Origin of the sequence: Lysinibacillus telephonicus, from assembly GCF_039654155.1 — a bacterium.
In the GTDB taxonomy this organism is placed as follows: Bacteria; Bacillota; Bacilli; order Bacillales_A; family Planococcaceae; genus Ureibacillus; species Ureibacillus telephonicus.
This window is the reverse complement of the sequence record NZ_CP155468.1, coordinates 2,941,927-2,959,217: the sequence shown is the minus strand read 5'-3', so window position 1 is coordinate 2,959,217 and position 17,291 is coordinate 2,941,927. Positions and strand designations below refer to the sequence as shown.

13 protein-coding genes are annotated in these 17,291 nt (G+C 34.3%); 9 read left to right on the top strand and 4 right to left on the bottom strand.

Annotated elements, in window-relative coordinates; genetic code table 11:
* Window positions 1–720 precede the first annotated feature (720 nt).
* Entirely contained in the window at window positions 721–1,860 is a 1,140-nt protein-coding gene (locus MKY04_RS14270; RefSeq protein WP_346234614.1) for an IS110 family transposase, read from the bottom strand.
* A gap of 805 nt (window positions 1,861–2,665) precedes the next feature.
* Between MKY04_RS14270 and MKY04_RS14265 the strand changes: the two genes are divergently transcribed.
* From MKY04_RS14265 to MKY04_RS14255, 3 genes are all read left to right on the top strand, one after another.
* Window positions 2,666–3,940 (top strand): L-lactate MFS transporter, encoded by a 1,275-nt coding sequence (locus MKY04_RS14265; RefSeq protein WP_346234613.1) that lies wholly within the window; start codon window positions 2,666–2,668, stop codon window positions 3,938–3,940.
* A gap of 337 nt (window positions 3,941–4,277) precedes the next feature.
* The gene (gene trhA / locus MKY04_RS14260; protein ID WP_126292659.1) at window positions 4,278–4,919 is read left to right on the top strand and encodes a PAQR family membrane homeostasis protein TrhA; all 642 of its coding nucleotides are present in this window, start codon (window positions 4,278–4,280) and stop codon (window positions 4,917–4,919) included.
* Window positions 4,920–5,469: 550 nt separating this feature from the next.
* Window positions 5,470–7,071: an S-layer homology domain-containing protein gene (locus tag MKY04_RS14255; RefSeq protein WP_346234612.1), complete on the top strand. Its 1,602-nt coding sequence runs from the start codon at window positions 5,470–5,472 to the stop codon at window positions 7,069–7,071.
* Window positions 7,072–7,194: 123 nt separating this feature from the next.
* Here the strand turns inward: MKY04_RS14255 and MKY04_RS14250 are convergent, their stop codons facing one another.
* Genes MKY04_RS14250 through MKY04_RS14240 form a run of 3 tightly spaced genes read right to left on the bottom strand, consistent with a single transcriptional unit; the run spans window position 7,195 to window position 8,643 of the window.
* A complete protein-coding gene (locus MKY04_RS14250; RefSeq protein WP_126292661.1) occupies window positions 7,195–7,941 on the bottom strand; it encodes a glucose 1-dehydrogenase in 747 nt (248 codons plus the stop codon).
* 11 nt (window positions 7,942–7,952) lie between these two features.
* Complete coding sequence (locus MKY04_RS14245) at window positions 7,953–8,078, bottom strand: hypothetical protein (RefSeq protein WP_281274578.1); 126 nt, start codon at window positions 8,076–8,078, stop codon at window positions 7,953–7,955.
* 52 nt (window positions 8,079–8,130) lie between these two features.
* Window positions 8,131–8,643: a DUF3231 family protein gene (locus tag MKY04_RS14240; protein WP_126292662.1), complete on the bottom strand. Its 513-nt coding sequence runs from the start codon at window positions 8,641–8,643 to the stop codon at window positions 8,131–8,133.
* 338 nt (window positions 8,644–8,981) lie between these two features.
* Here MKY04_RS14240 and MKY04_RS14235 point away from each other — a divergent pair, with 338 nt between their 5' ends.
* From MKY04_RS14235 to MKY04_RS14210, 6 genes are all read left to right on the top strand, one after another.
* Entirely contained in the window at window positions 8,982–9,983 is a 1,002-nt protein-coding gene (locus tag MKY04_RS14235; RefSeq protein ID WP_246020132.1) for a tetratricopeptide repeat protein, read from the top strand.
* A 111-nt stretch (window positions 9,984–10,094) separates the two neighbouring features.
* On the top strand, window positions 10,095–11,387 hold the full coding sequence (tig, locus tag MKY04_RS14230) for a trigger factor (protein WP_126292664.1): 1,293 nt from the start codon (window positions 10,095–10,097) through the stop codon (window positions 11,385–11,387).
* Window positions 11,388–11,614: 227 nt separating this feature from the next.
* Complete coding sequence (clpX, locus tag MKY04_RS14225; RefSeq protein ID WP_126292665.1) at window positions 11,615–12,880, top strand: ATP-dependent protease ATP-binding subunit ClpX; 1,266 nt, start codon at window positions 11,615–11,617, stop codon at window positions 12,878–12,880.
* A gap of 287 nt (window positions 12,881–13,167) precedes the next feature.
* Window positions 13,168–15,489 carry an endopeptidase La gene (gene lon / locus MKY04_RS14220; RefSeq protein ID WP_126292666.1) on the top strand — a complete coding sequence of 774 codons (2,322 nt, stop codon included), beginning with the start codon at window positions 13,168–13,170 and terminating at the stop codon, window positions 15,487–15,489.
* Window positions 15,489–16,070: a ribosome biogenesis GTP-binding protein YihA/YsxC gene (gene yihA, locus MKY04_RS14215; protein WP_126292667.1), complete on the top strand. Its 582-nt coding sequence runs from the start codon at window positions 15,489–15,491 to the stop codon at window positions 16,068–16,070. The genes lon and yihA overlap by 1 nt, the downstream gene beginning before the upstream one ends.
* A gap of 226 nt (window positions 16,071–16,296) precedes the next feature.
* Window positions 16,297–17,196 carry a hypothetical protein gene (locus MKY04_RS14210; protein WP_126292668.1) on the top strand — a complete coding sequence of 300 codons (900 nt, stop codon included), beginning with the start codon at window positions 16,297–16,299 and terminating at the stop codon, window positions 17,194–17,196.
* Window positions 17,197–17,291 lie beyond the last annotated feature (95 nt).

The following is a 17,291-nucleotide window of genomic DNA, read 5'->3' as shown; positions in this document are numbered from 1 at the left end:
ATCATCGTTGCAATGTTCAATTAATATTGCTTCTTGTGATAATGCCAATAGCAACACCACTTTCAGAGGTAAATTAAAATTAATGAGATGCTTCGATTAATCTCTCAGCAAAATGTTTTATAACTTTTTAAAATTACATCTCTATTAAGGCATTAAAGAAGGCAATAGAAGTAGCCAATAACAATAAGGGTGAATTATATTTTAATCAATGTAGTTGACACGAAATCATTCGGATCCCTTTCAGCGTATGATTTAAAATATGCCGACAAATTAAAAGAAGAAAATCTTCGAGAAATTAATAAGCTTAAGGACACAGCACATAAAGCAGGGGTAGCAAATGTTGAAATAAAAGCTGAGGCAGGATTCCGCAGGATTACCAATTGAAATTTTAACCGAGCCTTCGGATGTAAACTTACTTATTTGTGGTGCGACAGATGTAAGTGAAATAGAAAAAAGTTGATAGGATCAGTAGCTGAGGGCATCATTCAACATGCAAAATATGATGTGCTAATTGTCCGCTAACTAACAAATAACGTTGTATAGTAAATCTACCTAATTTACAATACAACGTTTTTTTCTGTGAAAATAATTAATCCCTTCGGTCTTTGAATACTATTAATCAAATATGTTTATTCTTAAATTGACCGAAAAAAGCCAATAAGAAAGCAGAGCTACCTGTTGTGGGGTAACTTTGTATATTACTTTTTGGTTTTGGTTAAGTTATGACATTTGGGGTTCTTTATAAGGCTCCTTGTTTAATAACATGGAGTAAATAACCCGAAGCATTCGATGCGAGATCGCAACGAGTGCTTTTTTCTTTCCTCTTCGTGCTGCTAATGACCAATATTTGTTTGCCAGCCATCGATTTCGACTTCTTGAAACAGCCCACGCTGCTTCACACATAGCGGATTTTATATGAGGATTTCCTTTCACTGTACGTGTACTCTTCCTTTTCCCAGCACTTTCGTGATTCCCTGGTGAAACTCCTGCCCATGATGCAAGATGTTGAGATGTCGGGAACTGTTCCATTTCTACTCCTATTTCTGCAATAATTACAGCTGCAGTATCTTTACTTATTCCTGGTATGGTAATTAACAACTGTAGTTCTTCTTGATAATTTTGAAGTAGTTGATCCACCCGTTCTTCGATTTCTGAAATTAAGGTTTCTAAGTATTGAATATGTTGCCAGGACTGACGAATCAAGAAGATTTGATGCTCATTTATTGTTCCAAATAAGGAATCTGTAATCCATTGCTTTTTCGGAATCAACTTCCCATGAATATCTTTTTCTACATCCGTTTCGTCGACATAGCCTTGTTCAATTAATCGATTTAATAGTTTTCGACCTGATACACCAAATACATCCGAGATTACTGTACTTAGTTTGACATTTGAACATTCTAATACCTTTTGGATTCGATTTTTCTCTGAAACTAAATGACTAATCCACTTTTTACGTAGTCTCGTTAAATCTCGGAGTTCACGAATATTTACAGGGGGAACAAAGCTCTTTTCTATCAAACCATGACGTAATAACTTCGCTATCCATTCTGCATCTGAAACATCTGTTTTTCTTCCGGGTACATTTTTAATTCGCTGGGCATTAGCTAACGTGATATCAAAGAAATCTTCTAAGATGTTAAATACAGGTTTCCAATACACACCCGTACTTTCCATTGCAATATGTGTAACTTCATGTCCCTCTAACCATTTTAAAAGCCTAAATAAATCTTTTGTGAGTGTTGGAAATGTTTCGGTCTCTATATACATTTCGTCTTCATGATTACCTTTAATAACACAAGCTACAATCGTTTCTGAATGTACGTCTAAACCTGCACACTTCTCAATAAATACTTCCATGAAATCACTCCGATTCATTAAGATCACAAACAGTGAGTGAATTTGAAGATAAGCATTTTTCTGTACGTAGTCATCCTACTATCAAGTGGAGCTAACAAAGGGTTGAACACCAAATTCACTCAAACAGTTTATTTTACAGGGTCAAAGCCACCAAAAAAAGCCACGTCTTACATCCTGTTTGTGTCATTACCATTATGAACCGAAGGTACTTATTTTCATGCCAGGGTTGGGTGTAAAAAACTCATGATTGTTTATTTTGAAAAAAATGTAGATAAATCTTACTGGTAAAACTGATTGTTGAATAATAATACTAATTTTTTATCGCTATATTTAAATTATTATAATATAATAAATTTCTATTTCTTTCTAGAGCGTGTTTATAACTCATTTAGTTTGTTGTTAAACAATCATTAGTCATGCGAAATAGTATTGTGAAAATGAGTTTCTCTTTTATTAAACAATATTCTATTTTATGTTCGAAAATTTCTTAATTAATTCGAGTGCTAAAAAGCTTGTATTTCATGCTTTATTATATGGATTTCCAAAAAAATAATGGATTGGAAGTTGAAATCTAGGTATTTTTTTATGATTTTAATATAATTTTAAATAATCTTTTATAAATAGGGATAACGAACAGAATATTGCGTTTAGATACATATTTTCTGCTTGTTGCGAAAAAAATCTACTTTTTTTAAATAATTTTTTTAATAAAACTATTGATTTTCATATTTTGTAAATGTTATCTTGGTAAAGTAGTTGTCACAACTTCTTCACATTTAGAAAGAAAGAGGGTAAAAGAGAAGATATGAAAAAAAATCGATGGTTAATTGCACTTTCTGCAATCGCAATCCACCTTTCTATCGGTGGAGCTTATGCCTATAGCGTTTATAAACTTCCAATCGTAACAGAAATGGGTTGGAGTGAAACAAATGTAACAGTTGCATTTACGATTATGATGGGGCTTGCAGGTTTTGCAGCAGCGCTGTTTGGTAGTTTAGTAGAAAAAATGGGTCCAAGAAAATCGGCAATGGTTGCTGCAGTTCTATTTGGAGCAGGACAAGCTGGTGCTGGTGTAGCAATATTAATGGATTCAGTTGTTCTTTATTGGTTAACTTATGGATTATTAAGTGGATTAGGGATGGGAATAGGATATATCGCACCTGTTTCAACTTTAGTAAAGTGGTTCCCTGATCGACGCGGTTTAGCAACTGGTATGGCAGTATTGGGATTCGGTTCAGGATCATTACTTACAGCTCCAATTGCTACTAGCTTAATGGAGAATGTTGGTATTTCAACTACATATTTTATTTTAGGAGCAAGCTATTTTATTTTAATGATTTTAGGTGCTTCTTATATCGCTCCGCCGGCTACAGGATATATGCCTGAAGGAATGAAAAATCAAGTTGAGGCTGGTACTAAAGTAGTAAAACAAGACTTAGCTCAAATGATGGCTAAAGAGGCAGTGAAAACAAAACAATTCTGGATGTTATGGTTAATGCATTTAGTGAATGTTACAGCTGGTTTAATGATGATTTCTGTTGCATCGCCAATGGCACAAGAAGTAGTTGGATTATCCGTTACAGCAGCTGCTGCAATGGTTGGTGTTATGGGACTATTTAATGGTGGTGGACGTTTACTTTGGGCTGCTGCTTCAGACTACATCGGTCGTCAAAATGTTTTCGTAATCTTTTTCGTTATTCAAGTTATTACATTTGCGGTATTACCACATACAACAAATATTTTATTATTCCAAGTGTTTATTTTCTTAGTAGTTAGTTGCTATGGTGGTGGATTCTCAAACCTGCCTGCATATGCAAGTGATTTATTTGGTACGAAACAGCTTGGCGTAATCCATGGCTACTTATTAACAACTTGGTCTCTAGGTGGAATCTTTGGTCCAATCATAGTGAATACAGTTAAAAATATGACAAATAGTTATATCCCTGTGTTCTATATTTTTACAGTATTAATCGCTATTTCTTTACTGATTGCATTATTGCTTCGTGCTGATGTAAATAAAAGAAAGAAACAAATTGAAAAAGATAAAAAGGATAAAGTTGGAGATCTCTCAACTATTTAAATTAATAACATTAAACAAGAAAAAATTGCCGAATAATTGTCATTTCCCACATGACATTATTCGGTTTTTTATTTTGAAATAAAAAGTACTCATTGTTATATAACAAGAATCGATTCTTTATTAAACTGTAATACAGTTTGCTATTTTCGTCAACTTGACTGTAAAAAATTCTGGGGAATTCCTACTGAAACAGCATTTTTATGTTTAAAAGTGTATAAGGGTTATTTTATTTTTATGAAATTGGGTGCAGGTATGATAAATATCATTCCAATTTTATTACATATTGCTCTATACAAATTTCACCTTCGTGACATAATGAGTACAAGAGGTGAATGAAATGGCGCAAATGGTTGCTGTAGAAAATGGGTATAGTAAAAAAGAGGAGTTTTGGAATGCACTGACACATGGAATTGGAGCTATATTGACAATTCCTGCTACTATATTATTAATTCTAAAAGCTCAAGTCTCCAGCTCGAAAATGGAGCTGATTAGCTACATAATATTTGGTATTTCGATGTTTTGTTTATATGCTGCATCAACCTTGTATCATTCTTGGCCAACACATAAAAGCTTTTTTAAAAAGCTGGATCATAGTTCAATTTTTCTTTTAATTGCCGGTACTTATACACCAATCGCTTTAGTAGCAATTGGAGGACGAACTGGTTGGATGTTATTTTTTATTGAATGGGGTCTTGCTTTAATCGGAATCGTGTTAAAACAATTTTTTGTTCATCAATATAAAGTTCTTTCTTTGCTTGTTTATATCGGGATGGGATGGCTTGCTATATTTGTTTACAAGCCAATTGTTGAGTACATTACTATAAATGGATTTTTAACATTATTAGCCGGTGGGCTTATTTATACTATTGGTACGTATTTTTATAAAAATAAAAAAATCCCATACAATCATGCAATTTGGCATGTATTCGTAATGGGAGGAAGCTTCTTTATGTTTCTTGCTGTCTATCTTTATATTTAAGGAGATTTATTTAGAATATTTAACTTGAGGCTGGGACAAAACTAAAAGACGCCATTTTTCTTGATGAGAAAAATGACGTTTTTTTTGCTAGGTGGAAAATTGATTTCCGTTCCGGGGACGCGCATCCAGGGCTGGCCCAGTGCCTCCTCGTTACTACGCTCCTGCGGGGTCTCGAGTCACGGGCTGTTCCCGCAGGAAGCTTTGTACCTGACGCTTCGCTTTCGGTACAGAAAAACATTGCTCTGTAGGAAAAGCGCAGCCGGCAGCTACACTCGCCCCTTCACTTCAATCAATTTTCAAAATATATCAGATTCTTATTAATGATAAAAGCGAATTCTTACAAAAAATCCACTTATGTTCTAGCCCCTTTTTTATTTGTAAATGGAATTAATTTGGGTATTATTTCATATTTCAACTACTGATTTATAGAAAAAAAGTCTATAATTCTAGTTTTCTTGAATTAATATGGGAAAATACAAGCCTAGTAATAAAATTTTTGATATGATGGAAACAGAGGAAAATAATACAAAAAATATAAAGGGGTTTTAACGTGAGATTTAAAAAAAGTATAACCACTTCAATTGCTGCCGTATTACTTGCTTCTGGAGCTACTTTTACACAAGCAGAGGATATTGCATTTACTGATGTAAAAGAAAGTGATTGGTTCTATCCATCCGTACAAAAACTTGTTCAATTTAACATTATTAATGGATATGAAGATAATTCTTTTAAACCAAAAGAAAATATTAACCGCGCTCAAGCAGCTGCTATAATTGCAAGAGCACTTCAATTAGATTTAACAAGTGTAACGAATCCTGGCTTTACAGATGTATCTGAAAATTATATACACTATAGAGCTATTGCCAAATTGACAGAGCTTGGCGTATTTACCAAAGGTGAAAAATTTAATCCAAATGAAAACTTAACACGCGCTCAAATGGCGAAAATTTTAGTTGTTGCCTTTAATTTAAATGCAGCTCAATTAAAATCATTTGAAGATGTGCCTGCTGATGACTGGAGCTACACATACATCGGTACACTTGGCGGCTTAAATATTACAACAAATGATGGTCAATTTAATCCGAAAGATCCAGTTGGACGTGCACATTTAGCTGCATTTATCGAACGTATTATTAATCTTAAACGTAGCGATAACACTGCTGACATTTGGGATACATGGAAAGGGTGGGGTGGTGAAGTAAATCCAGAAACTCCTGCCGAAAATCCAAATACAACTCCTGATAAAACAGATGATAAAGACAAAGAAGATGTTGTTGATTATGTCGAGCTTGATGATGACGAAATAGAAGCATTAATTGATAAGTTAGACGACGCAATGGATGCGATAGATGAAGATATGGATGCCTTAGATAAAGTAATCGAAGACTACAAGGAAATTCTAGGTGATAGAAAGTCTGATGAGGATGACTATTCTAGAGGTGAAGATAAAGTAGAAGATGCACAGGATGACTTGGAAGATTCAATTTCAAAAGCTCAATCAGAACTTAATAAAATCCCTAACGTGAAAGACAATAAAGTACTAGATTCGAAATCTAAACTTGAAAAGTTAGTGAAACAAGCAAAAGAGAAAGTTGAAGATGCTAAAAATGTAATAGTGGATATTGAAGACCTTAAAGACGATTTAATTGACTATAAAGAGGACTTAGATAAGTTAGTAAAAGAAGCTGATGCTGCTATTGATAAAGAAGATAAAGATGATATGGAAGATGTCTATGATGAATTAGACGAATTAATAAAAGAAGCAAAAGAAGTATTTTCAAAATATGAAGCAAATCCAATCAAGGTAATTGAAGATGAAGCAGATGATTTTGAACGTTCACTAGATAAAGCGAAAGATATTTTAGAGGAATTAAGTGAAGAATTAGGTAATCTAGAAGGAGATTATAAAGAGGACATCGAAGAAATGATTGATGATTTAGAAGAATCTTCTCGTCTATTGGAAGAAGCGGTTGATGACAAAGATAAAGAAGATATTGCATACTTCCAAAAAAGATTACAAAAATTAATCGACGAAGCTGAAGATTTATATGATGATGTTGATGATCTAAAAAGTGAAAAATTAGAAGATGATTTAGAGGATTTAGAAAAAGCAATTGAAGATGCTGAAGAAGTTCTTGATGATTCGAAATAATCATTGCTTCTAACTTATTTGCTCTAAAAATTAAAAGAAATAGAAAGCCCTTCAAACGAATTGTAAGGTTTGAAGGGCTTTTAGTTTATTCTAAATTAATTAAAAATTTAATCACTATTGATCTTACTCTTCATATATCATTTTCTTCGTCATCCCGCCATCAACCGTTAAATTAATTCCGGTAACAAAGTCATTACGATCATCTGTTAAGTAGAAGCATGCACGTACGATGTCGCTCGGTTTGCCAACGCGTCTTGAAAAATGCTGTTCATGATCAATCGGACGTAAAGCATCATAGTCCTTTGTTTCTATCCAACCAGGTGAAATACAATTTACGCGGATATTGTCTGGACCGAGTGATGAGGCTAAAGCATGTGTTAGAGCAACAATTCCACCCTTTGTTGCCGCATAGGACTCTGTATGTGGTTCTGACATAAACGCTCGGGTTGATGCCATCGAAACAATTGCCCCGCCCTTTTCGTTTAATCTCATAAACTTTGCAGCTTCTCTTGAGCACATAAAAACGCTTCGTAAATTTGTGTGTATCACATCGTCCCATAAATCCATCGTTATATCGTAAGGGGAAATTGGGCGGAAAATTCCAGCGTTATTAATTAAAATATCAATTTTTCCATATTGGTGAATGGCACTTTTCATTAATGACACGACATCATTTTCTTTTCGCACATCAGTCTGCACAAAAATGGAAGAATAACCTTCACTAACAATTTCTGAACATACTGCCCGTCCTAACTCATCATTTAAATCAGCTAATACAACTTTTGCGCCTTCTTTTGCATATCCTACTGCAACCGCTTTTCCAATTCCTTGAGCAGCACCTGTAACAATAACTACCTTGTTTTGAAACATAAGAAACCTCCTTAAACTTCCATCGACAATTTAGTGATGTTTAATATAATAGAAAAATTCATATGTAGAATTGTTATCTGTATAACAATAATAACAAAGGATAGAAAAACAGACATTTCATCTGTTTCTCTATCCATCTTTTTATTAGCTCCAACTATTTATGAAATTCGAAAATTGCAAGAGATTTTATTATCTTTCGTCGTGTGGACCAACATGTAGTGGTGGTGGCACTAACCAACCTTTACTTTTGTTTAGACGTAAAAATTTTGCTCCAAGCTGTGCTTTTGCCATATGGAATTGTCCATACATATAAGCAATATCTTCACGAGTACATAACCCCATAGCTGTACTGCAAGCAACTAATCCTTTAGCAAGGTTCCCTGCTATCATAGCACTGATTTCTGGGTCATTATATCTAGCGCCGACTGGTATATCTTCAAGTCGTGCATTTGGACGTTCAGGAGGTGCTGGCGGTAGTCCAACACCATTTAATTTTAATATTTCTTTTAATTGTTTATTTTCTTCTTCCATTCCAACAATAGATTCCTCAACAAGCTTTGCTAATTCACGATCTCCCGTATGATTGTACAGCGTTTGATATGCTGCAATCATTCCGTTATTTGATAAAATATTAGTCCAAATTGTAAAAATTTCGCCATAGTGTAACGGTTCATCTTTTGGGTTTCTGCTCATTACTCCCATTTGTTGCACTCCTTAATAATGTTATTTTATTACTAGGACTAGAATGGACAAGAATAAAAATATTATTCATTAGCAAATAATTGTAACAAGAATTTAACAATATCTATTAAAAAAGGATCTATCATCCCGATCGATAGGTATTTCATATGATGATTTCAACCCTAAGCAACTAAGTCTCTTTGCTGTGTTTTTTCGCTTATTCTCATTCGATTAAAAATAAGAAAGGAGGGTAAATACTTTGAGCAACAATTATATTTTTTGAATTGTGTTGTTCAGAAATTCAATAAAAGGTAAAATAACATCAAATGAAGAGGTATTATTCATTGTGACATCCGGGAGTGAGACGTTTGAAAAGAAAACAGAAAAAATTAACAACATTTAATAATGTCGTACTATTTCCTGGGGTAGTTGAAAAATTAGTTGAGCAGGCACATGAATATGTGGAGAATTATCAATATGATTTAGCGAATCAAAAATTTGAGGAAGCCTTGAAATACAGTGAAGGCGATGAGTTAACACTTAGTGTTTATGCGTATTCTTTGTATGAAGCAAAATCATTTGAAAAAGCAAAAGACGTTTGTGAACAACTTTTAAGTATAGGGCCTTCGATGTATCTTGAAGTTATGGAATTATATTTAACTATTTGTATGCAATTAAAGCAGTATAAACAAGTAGAAAGTATTATAAGTTCCTTATTAGAAGAAGGGGCTATTCCGCAAGATCAAATCGAAAAGTTTGAAAGACTTAAAGATATAAACGCAAACATTGCTGGAAACATGGAAAAGCAAGAGGAATTAGAAAATCATACGATTGAAGTTAATCTTGAAACGTTTTCACTTGATTATTTCATGACTCTTTCTCCAAATAAACAGCTTAATGAGGTACATGAGCTAACATCAAGAAATATTCGACCGATTGTTCCCCAATTAAAAATGATTATTGAGAATGAGACGACACATCCATTTATAAAAAGCATTATACTTATTTTACTTGTGGAGCAGGAAGTCGATATAAAGATTACGATTAGCAAATTTGGAGAGGAAATGAATATCAATCCATCCACTTTATCTCTACCAACAAAAATGCCTCAGTTCAATCATATATCGAAGATTGTAATGGATAAATTAGATAAAGATCCTTCAACCTTAGAACTTGTTGAATATTTAGTTGCGAAGCATGCAATCGTCACATATCCATTTGAATGGTTGCATTATGATGCAGAGGATGTTGCTCTTAGTTATATAGATTTTGTTCGTACAATGTTTGGCAGTGTACATGAAATGGATTATGAAATTGTGGAGTTTTTGCAAAATCTTGAAAAGCTAACGGAACTACAATAAGTATGAAAAAAGTTGAAACTCATGCTAACTATGATATACTAAAATGGTTGTCAAAATCGTATAAACGAGTGGTTTGTCTAACAATTGTAAACTATTTTTGGAGGTAATATAATGTCAGCAAAATGGGAAAAACAAGAAGGAAATATCGGTACTCTAACAATTGAAGTGCCAGCTGAAGAAGTAAATAAAGCATTAGATAAAGCTTTTGCAAAAGTTGTAAAAGAAATTAATGTACCTGGTTTCCGTAAAGGTAAAATGCCACGTCAAATTTTTGAAAAACGTTTTGGTGTAGAAGCACTTTATCAAGATGCTTTAGAAATTCTTGTTCCTGATGCATATTCAAATGCTATCGATGAAACTGGTATCGTTCCAGTTGATTACCCTGAAATCGACGGTACTGAGTCTTTCACTAAAGGTGAAAGCTTCACATTCACTGCAAAAGTTACTGTAAAACCTGAACCGAAATTAGGCGAATACAAAGGCTTAGAAGTGAAAAAATTAGAAACTGAAGTAACTGACGAAGAAGTAGAAGCTCAAATTCAAGAGCAATTAAACCGCAAAGCTGAGTTAGAAGTTAAAGAAGACGAAGCAATCGTAGAAGGCGACACTGCTACAATCGATTTCGAAGGTTTCGTAGGTGACGAAGCATTCGAAGGTGGAAAAGGTGAAGACTATCCACTAGAAATCGGCTCTGGTTCATTTATTCCAGGATTTGAAGAGCAATTAGTAGGCTTAAAAGCTGGCGAATCTAAAGATGTAGTTGTAACATTCCCTGAAGAATACCATGCAGCAGAATTAGCTGGAAAAGAAGCTACTTTCAAAGTAACTGTTAAAGAAGTAAAAACAAAAGTTCTTCCAGAATTAAATGATGAATTCGTTAAAGAAATCGACCCAGAAGTTGATTCTGTAGAAGCTTTACGTGCAAAAATTAAAGAGCAAACTGCTGAACAAAAGAAATCAGAAGCAGAAAGTGCACTTCGCGATGAATTAGTAGAAAAAGCAGCTGAAAATGCTGAAATGGACATTCCAGAATCTATGATTCATAATGAAATTCACCGTATGATTGATGAATTTGGTCAACGTTTACAAATGCAAGGTATGTCTTTAGATCTTTACTACCAATTCTCTGGTCAAGACGAGCATGCTTTACATGAACAAATGCGTCCAGAAGCTGAAAACCGTGTACGTGTTTCATTAACTCTTGAAGCGATCGGTAAAGCTGAAAACATTTCTGTAACTGAAGAAGATATTAACGCAGAATTAGAAAAAATGGCTGCTCAGTTTGGTATGACAAATGAACAAATCATTACTGCATTAGGTGGATCAACTGAAATTCTTGAAAACGATATCCGCACTCAAAAAACAGTAGAATTTTTAGTTGACAACGCAAAAATTACTGAATAATTTTCAACTTTCTAGTAAAATGAAAATAACTAGGTAAATTGTTAAATGTTAGATAAATAATTAAATGTAAAACAAGGTACGGCGTTTTACCGTGCCTTGTTTTAACATACTAATACATATCAATAAAATGCTTATAATAAATCATATTGTGAGCTTAAACGAAACAACTTATTTGATAAAGATTGCAGAATCTTGTAAGATTGTTGCTTGAATAGGGGTGAAGCAAATTGTTCAAATTTAATGATGAAAAAGGCAATTTAAAGTGCTCATTCTGTGGGAAGCCACAAGAACAAGTACGAAAATTGGTAGCTGGACCTGGCGTATATATTTGTGATGAATGTATCGAACTATGTTCTGAAATTGTTGTTGAGGAATTAGGGATAGAAGAGGAAGTTGAATTTCAAGACATCCCAAAACCGAAAGAGATACTATCAATTTTAGACGAATATGTTATTGGACAAGAGCGCGCCAAGAAAGCCTTAGCTGTTGCTGTGTACAATCACTATAAACGTATTAATTCAAACAGTAAAATAGATGATGTTGAATTATCCAAATCAAATATCGTTTTAATTGGACCAACTGGTAGTGGGAAAACACTCCTTGCACAAACATTAGCCCGTATTTTAAATGTACCGTTTGCTATTGCAGATGCGACATCTCTTACAGAAGCTGGTTATGTTGGTGAAGATGTAGAAAATATCCTATTAAAATTGATCCAAGCAGCAGACTATGATATTGAACGTGCAGAAAAAGGAATTATTTATATCGATGAAATCGATAAGGTTGCTCGCAAATCAGAAAATCCTTCGATTACACGTGATGTATCTGGTGAAGGTGTACAACAGGCATTACTTAAAATTCTTGAAGGGACTGTAGCAAGCGTTCCCCCACAAGGTGGACGAAAGCACCCACATCAAGAATTTTTACAAATAGATACTACAAATATTCTATTTATCGTAGGTGGAGCGTTTGATGGTATTGAACAAATCATTAAGCGTCGCCAAGGCCGTAAAGTAATTGGATTCGGATCAGATTCAGTCAAAGAAGAAGAAAACGTATCACTGCTTTCTCAACTAATTCCAGAAGATTTACTAAAATTCGGTTTGATTCCAGAGTTCATTGGTCGTCTTCCAGTTTTAGCATCTTTAGAACAATTAGATGAAGAGGCGCTTGTAAGAATTTTAACTGAACCGAAAAATGCTTTAGTTAAGCAATACCAAAAAATGCTTGAGCTTGACAAGGTTGAATTAGATTTTGAAGAGGATGCATTAAAGGCAATTGCAAAAGAAGCAATTGAACGAAAAACAGGTGCACGCGGATTACGTTCTATTATTGAATCAACAATGCTGGATATGATGTATGAGCTTCCTTCACGTGAAGACATTGTAAAATGTGTTATTACGAAGGAAACAATTACTGATAAAGCTACACCAAAATTAATTCTTGCTGATGGTACAGAACTAAATAAAAATGACAAAAAAACTTCAGCATAATTAGCTTTAGTTCAGCGTTCAATGACAAGTAGAGAGCTGACTTCGAATTTGCGTTTTCACGCTTAGTCGTAAGTCAGCTCTTTATTCCAATAAAAAAATATTTAAATGCATACATATGAATTGTCTAATTCAAGCTTTTATTTACATAATAAGTAGTGGGGATAATAATCGAACTATTTTACTTATTTGAAAAAATTACTATGATTATGTAAGTGAAATGTTGCATTTTTATCACATACTAACAAAGCGGGTTGATACGGAAAATGTGGATGGAGGTGAATACCCGCATGAGTAAAACAAAAGAGAATATTCCATTACTGCCTTTACGTGGTTTATTAGTATACCCTTCAATGGTTTTACATATTGATGTCGGTAGAGCACGGTCAGTAGCAGCATTAGAACATGCAATGATGAATGAAAATCAGATCTTTTTAGCAACTCAAAAAGATTTGCGTGTAGAACAACCAAATCAAGATGAGCTTTATGATATTGGCACATTAGTAAATGTAAAACAAATGCTTAAATTACCGAATGGAACGTTACGCATTTTAGTTGAAGGAATTAGTCGTGCAAAAATCGTTAATTATGAAGAACGTAAAGACTTTACGATGGTAAATCTTGAAATTCACGAAGATGAAACAGAGAAGGATGTTGAAATCGAAGCGTTAATGCGTACACTGATTAGTTATTTTGAAAAGTACGCAAAATCTTCAAATAAAATTACTACTGAGACAATCGATTCTGTTGTTGATATTGAAGAACCAGGTCGTTTAGCAGATATAGTAGCTTCTCATTTGCCATTCAAAGTTGCTGATAAGCAAGAAGTTTTAAGTATGTTCAATGTAAAAAAACGATTAGACCATTTAATTATCCGTCTTCATGATGAGCAAGAAGTGCTTAATCTTGAAAAGAAAATAAACTCTAAAGTTAAGCAAGCAATGGAGCGTACTCAAAAGGAATATTATTTACGTGAACAAATGAAGGCTATTCAAGCTGAGCTAGGCGATCGTGAAGGTAAAACAGGTGAAGTAGCGGATTTGCGTAAGCGTGTTGAAGAAGCAGGGATGCCTGAGTCTACAAAGAAGATTGCCATTAAAGAGCTTGACCGCTATGAAAAATTGCCTGCTGCAAGTGCTGAGAGCGGAGTAATTCGAAACTATATTGAATGGCTAATTACAATTCCTTGGACTAAAAGCACTACTGATAGATTAGATATTAATCACGCAGAAGAAATATTAAACCGTGATCATGATGGACTTGAAAAAGTTAAGGAACGAATTTTAGAATATCTTTCTGTACGACAGCTTAAGAATTCCGTTCGTGGACCGATTCTTTGCCTAGTAGGACCACCTGGGGTAGGGAAAACTTCATTGGCTCGTTCAGTTGCAGAAAGCTTAGACCGTAATTTTGTTCGCGTTTCCCTTGGAGGGGTTCGTGATGAATCCGAAATTCGTGGACACCGCCGTACGTATGTAGGTGCAATGCCAGGGAGAATTATTCAAGGTATGAAAAAGGCTGGTACAATTAACCCGGTGTTTTTACTCGATGAAATTGATAAAATGTCAAATGACTTCCGAGGAGATCCTTCTGCTGCGATGCTTGAAGTGTTAGATCCAGAGCAAAATAATACTTTTAGTGATCATTACATTGAAGAACCGTATGATTTATCAAAAGTAATGTTTATTGCTACAGCAAATGATCTAAGTACGATTCCAGGTCCACTTCTTGACCGTATGGAGGTTATCTCAATTCCTGGGTATACAGAAATTGAGAAAATGTTAATTACTAAAAATCACTTGATTCCTAAGCAAATTAAAGAAAACGGGTTAAAGAAATCTCAGCTTTTAATTAAGGATGAAGCGATTATTGACTTAGTTCGCTACTATACTCGTGAAGCAGGAGTGCGTAATTTACAACGTGAAATTGCATCTGTTTGTCGTAAAGCTGCTAAAATCATTGTTTCAGGTGAGAAAAAACGAGTTACTGTTAATTCTAAGGTATTAGAGGATATGCTTGGGAAACACCGTTACCATTACGGCCAAGCAGAAACGGAAAACCAAGTGGGCGTTGCTACTGGTTTAGCATATACAACGGTTGGTGGAGATACACTTCAAATCGAAGTATCCCTTACATCGGGCAACGGAAGGTTACTATTAACTGGTAAGCTTGGTGAAGTGATGAAAGAATCTGCACAAACAGCATTATCATTTGTAAGATCGTTATCAGAGAAGCTTCAAATTGATAATAATTATTTTGAGCAGCATGATATCCATATTCATGTACCTGAGGGAGCTGTACCAAAGGATGGCCCTTCAGCAGGTATTACAATGATGACCGCATTAGTTTCAGCAATCTCAAATAAGCCAATTAAACGAGAAATTGGGATGACTGGTGAAATTACATTGCGCGGTAGAGTACTGCCTATCGGTGGATTAAAAGAAAAATCATTAGGTGCGCATCGTGCTGGTTTAACAACGATCATTATTCCGAAAGATAATGAAAAAGATATTGATGATATTCCAGAAACTATTCGTGAGCAGCTTACGTTTAAACCGGTATCATCTGCAGAAGAGGTGCTGCAATTAGCACTTGTTGGAGGTTTTGATTAATGAAAGTCCATAACGTAGAAATGGTTATAAGCGCAGTCAAACCAGAACAATATCCAATCGATGGACTTCCTGAGTTTGCTTTAGCTGGTAGATCAAATGTAGGGAAATCATCGTTTATCAATCGAATGATTGGTCGAAAATCGATGGCTCGAATTTCATCTAAACCAGGAAAAACACAAACGTTAAACTTTTATAAAATTGAGGAACAATTATTTTTTGTTGATGTTCCTGGCTATGGTTATGCAAAAGTATCAAAAACAGACCGAGAAGCATGGGGAAAGATGATTGAACGATATATAACAGCACGTAAAGAGCTACGTGCTGTTGTACTAATTATTGATTTGCGTCATCCCCCTACAAACGATGATTGCATGATGTATGACTTTTTAAAATACTACAATATACCAACAATTATTATTGCTACAAAGGCTGATAAAATCCCTAAAGGAAAATGGGATAAGCATAAAAAAGTTGTAAAAGAAACGTTAAACATGGATAAAAGCGATCCAATAATTGTGTTTTCATCAGAATCAGGAATGGGAATGGAGCAAGCCTGGGATGAAATAGAGAAGCGGATGTAATCTTTTCTACATAGTTAACAATTAGGCTCGACACAATAAAAGAAAATACACGTAAAACACCGATTTCCTAACTTTATAGGATTCGGTGTTTTTATTTTAACTCTTATTACTGGGAGTTAATAACCATTTTAGGGAGTTAAAGTAAATATTAACTTAATAATGTCGATAAAGTAAATATATTCAGTTTTCATAGAGTAAATCAGATTTTAATAGGGAGAAGATGAAAATGCAGGTTAACTTGAATTACACAGGGGCGCAAAGTGCAATTGCATCTAAACACAGAAAAGAAATTGATGTATTCTCGATGGCAGGCCAAACTATTGAAGTTGAACGAAATGGACAAGCTGTTAAACTTACTTTTTCTGATGAACTAATAGACTTTTCAAGTAAACAGTTGCAGGTAAGTGATTTATACACCCATGAAATAGATGAAAATGACCCGTTTTCCTATAAACCAAATGACCAATGGCTAATTTTTAGTCAGTTTTTACATGATGAAGGTGTCTTTGATGGGAAGACTATAGAAGAAGTAAATTCAATTGAAAATACGTTGCAAAGCATTACGGATGGTCTAGATAGTTTAAGTCATGGAGGCATTAGCTTTTTTGGGCAAATAAAGGAGGAACTAGATTCACATGAAGCACAGCTTGAACTAGGTGCTTCTGTTGCAGCATTACAACTATTTTCCGAAAAATTTTTAACAGGTGAAACAAAAGAAAATTTCTATCGATTAATTGATCAGTATAAAGTGCACAATCAACCAATTGTTGCAAATCATCAGTCATTGCAGGAGAAGTTCTATGCTGTCAGAGCTAAGGTAAAAGGTTTAAATGCGAATTTAACCTCCGAACAGGCAAATGAACTAGCGATTACAAATGCTTATAGCAAACAACAACAACCTGTACAAGCAAAATTACAACAAGTTGAAAAATATCAGTCATTGTTTTCTTCAATTCAAGATCATAAAGATATTAATAAAACAGTAGAAGAAGCGAAATTAATGCTAACAGAATTTGCACTTCAAAATATAAGCAAAAAGGAAAAAGATAAAACGGAAAATTGGTTAGAAAATCGAACACAGGACACATTTTCAAGAATTCAAAACTACTTTATGAAGCTGATGTAAGTTTCATATATTGATAAGCCCCCCTTTTGGTAGACAGATGTTTACCTCAAGGAGAGCTTTTTGTTTGCCCTAATGATGTAATTTCGAAAGACGTG

What these genes read in the sequence shown, in the direction of transcription:
- MKY04_RS14270 (WP_346234614.1), bottom strand. Translation starts at nt 1,860, where the DNA reads ATGGAAGTATTTATTGAGAAGTGTGCAGGTTTAGACGTACATTCAGAA.
- MKY04_RS14265 (WP_346234613.1), top strand. Translation starts at nt 2,666, where the DNA reads ATGAAAAAAAATCGATGGTTAATTGCACTTTCTGCAATCGCAATCCAC.
- trhA (WP_126292659.1), top strand. Translation starts at nt 4,278, where the DNA reads ATGGCGCAAATGGTTGCTGTAGAAAATGGGTATAGTAAAAAAGAGGAG.
- MKY04_RS14250 (WP_126292661.1), bottom strand. Translation starts at nt 7,941, where the DNA reads ATGTTTCAAAACAAGGTAGTTATTGTTACAGGTGCTGCTCAAGGAATT.
- MKY04_RS14245 (WP_281274578.1), bottom strand. Translation starts at nt 8,078, where the DNA reads ATGGATAGAGAAACAGATGAAATGTCTGTTTTTCTATCCTTTGTTATT.
- MKY04_RS14240 (WP_126292662.1), bottom strand. Translation starts at nt 8,643, where the DNA reads ATGGGAGTAATGAGCAGAAACCCAAAAGATGAACCGTTACACTATGGC.
- tig (WP_126292664.1), top strand. Translation starts at nt 10,095, where the DNA reads ATGTCAGCAAAATGGGAAAAACAAGAAGGAAATATCGGTACTCTAACA.
- lon (WP_126292666.1), top strand. Translation starts at nt 13,168, where the DNA reads ATGAGTAAAACAAAAGAGAATATTCCATTACTGCCTTTACGTGGTTTA.
- yihA (WP_126292667.1), top strand. Translation starts at nt 15,489, where the DNA reads ATGAAAGTCCATAACGTAGAAATGGTTATAAGCGCAGTCAAACCAGAA.
- MKY04_RS14210 (WP_126292668.1), top strand. Translation starts at nt 16,297, where the DNA reads ATGCAGGTTAACTTGAATTACACAGGGGCGCAAAGTGCAATTGCATCT.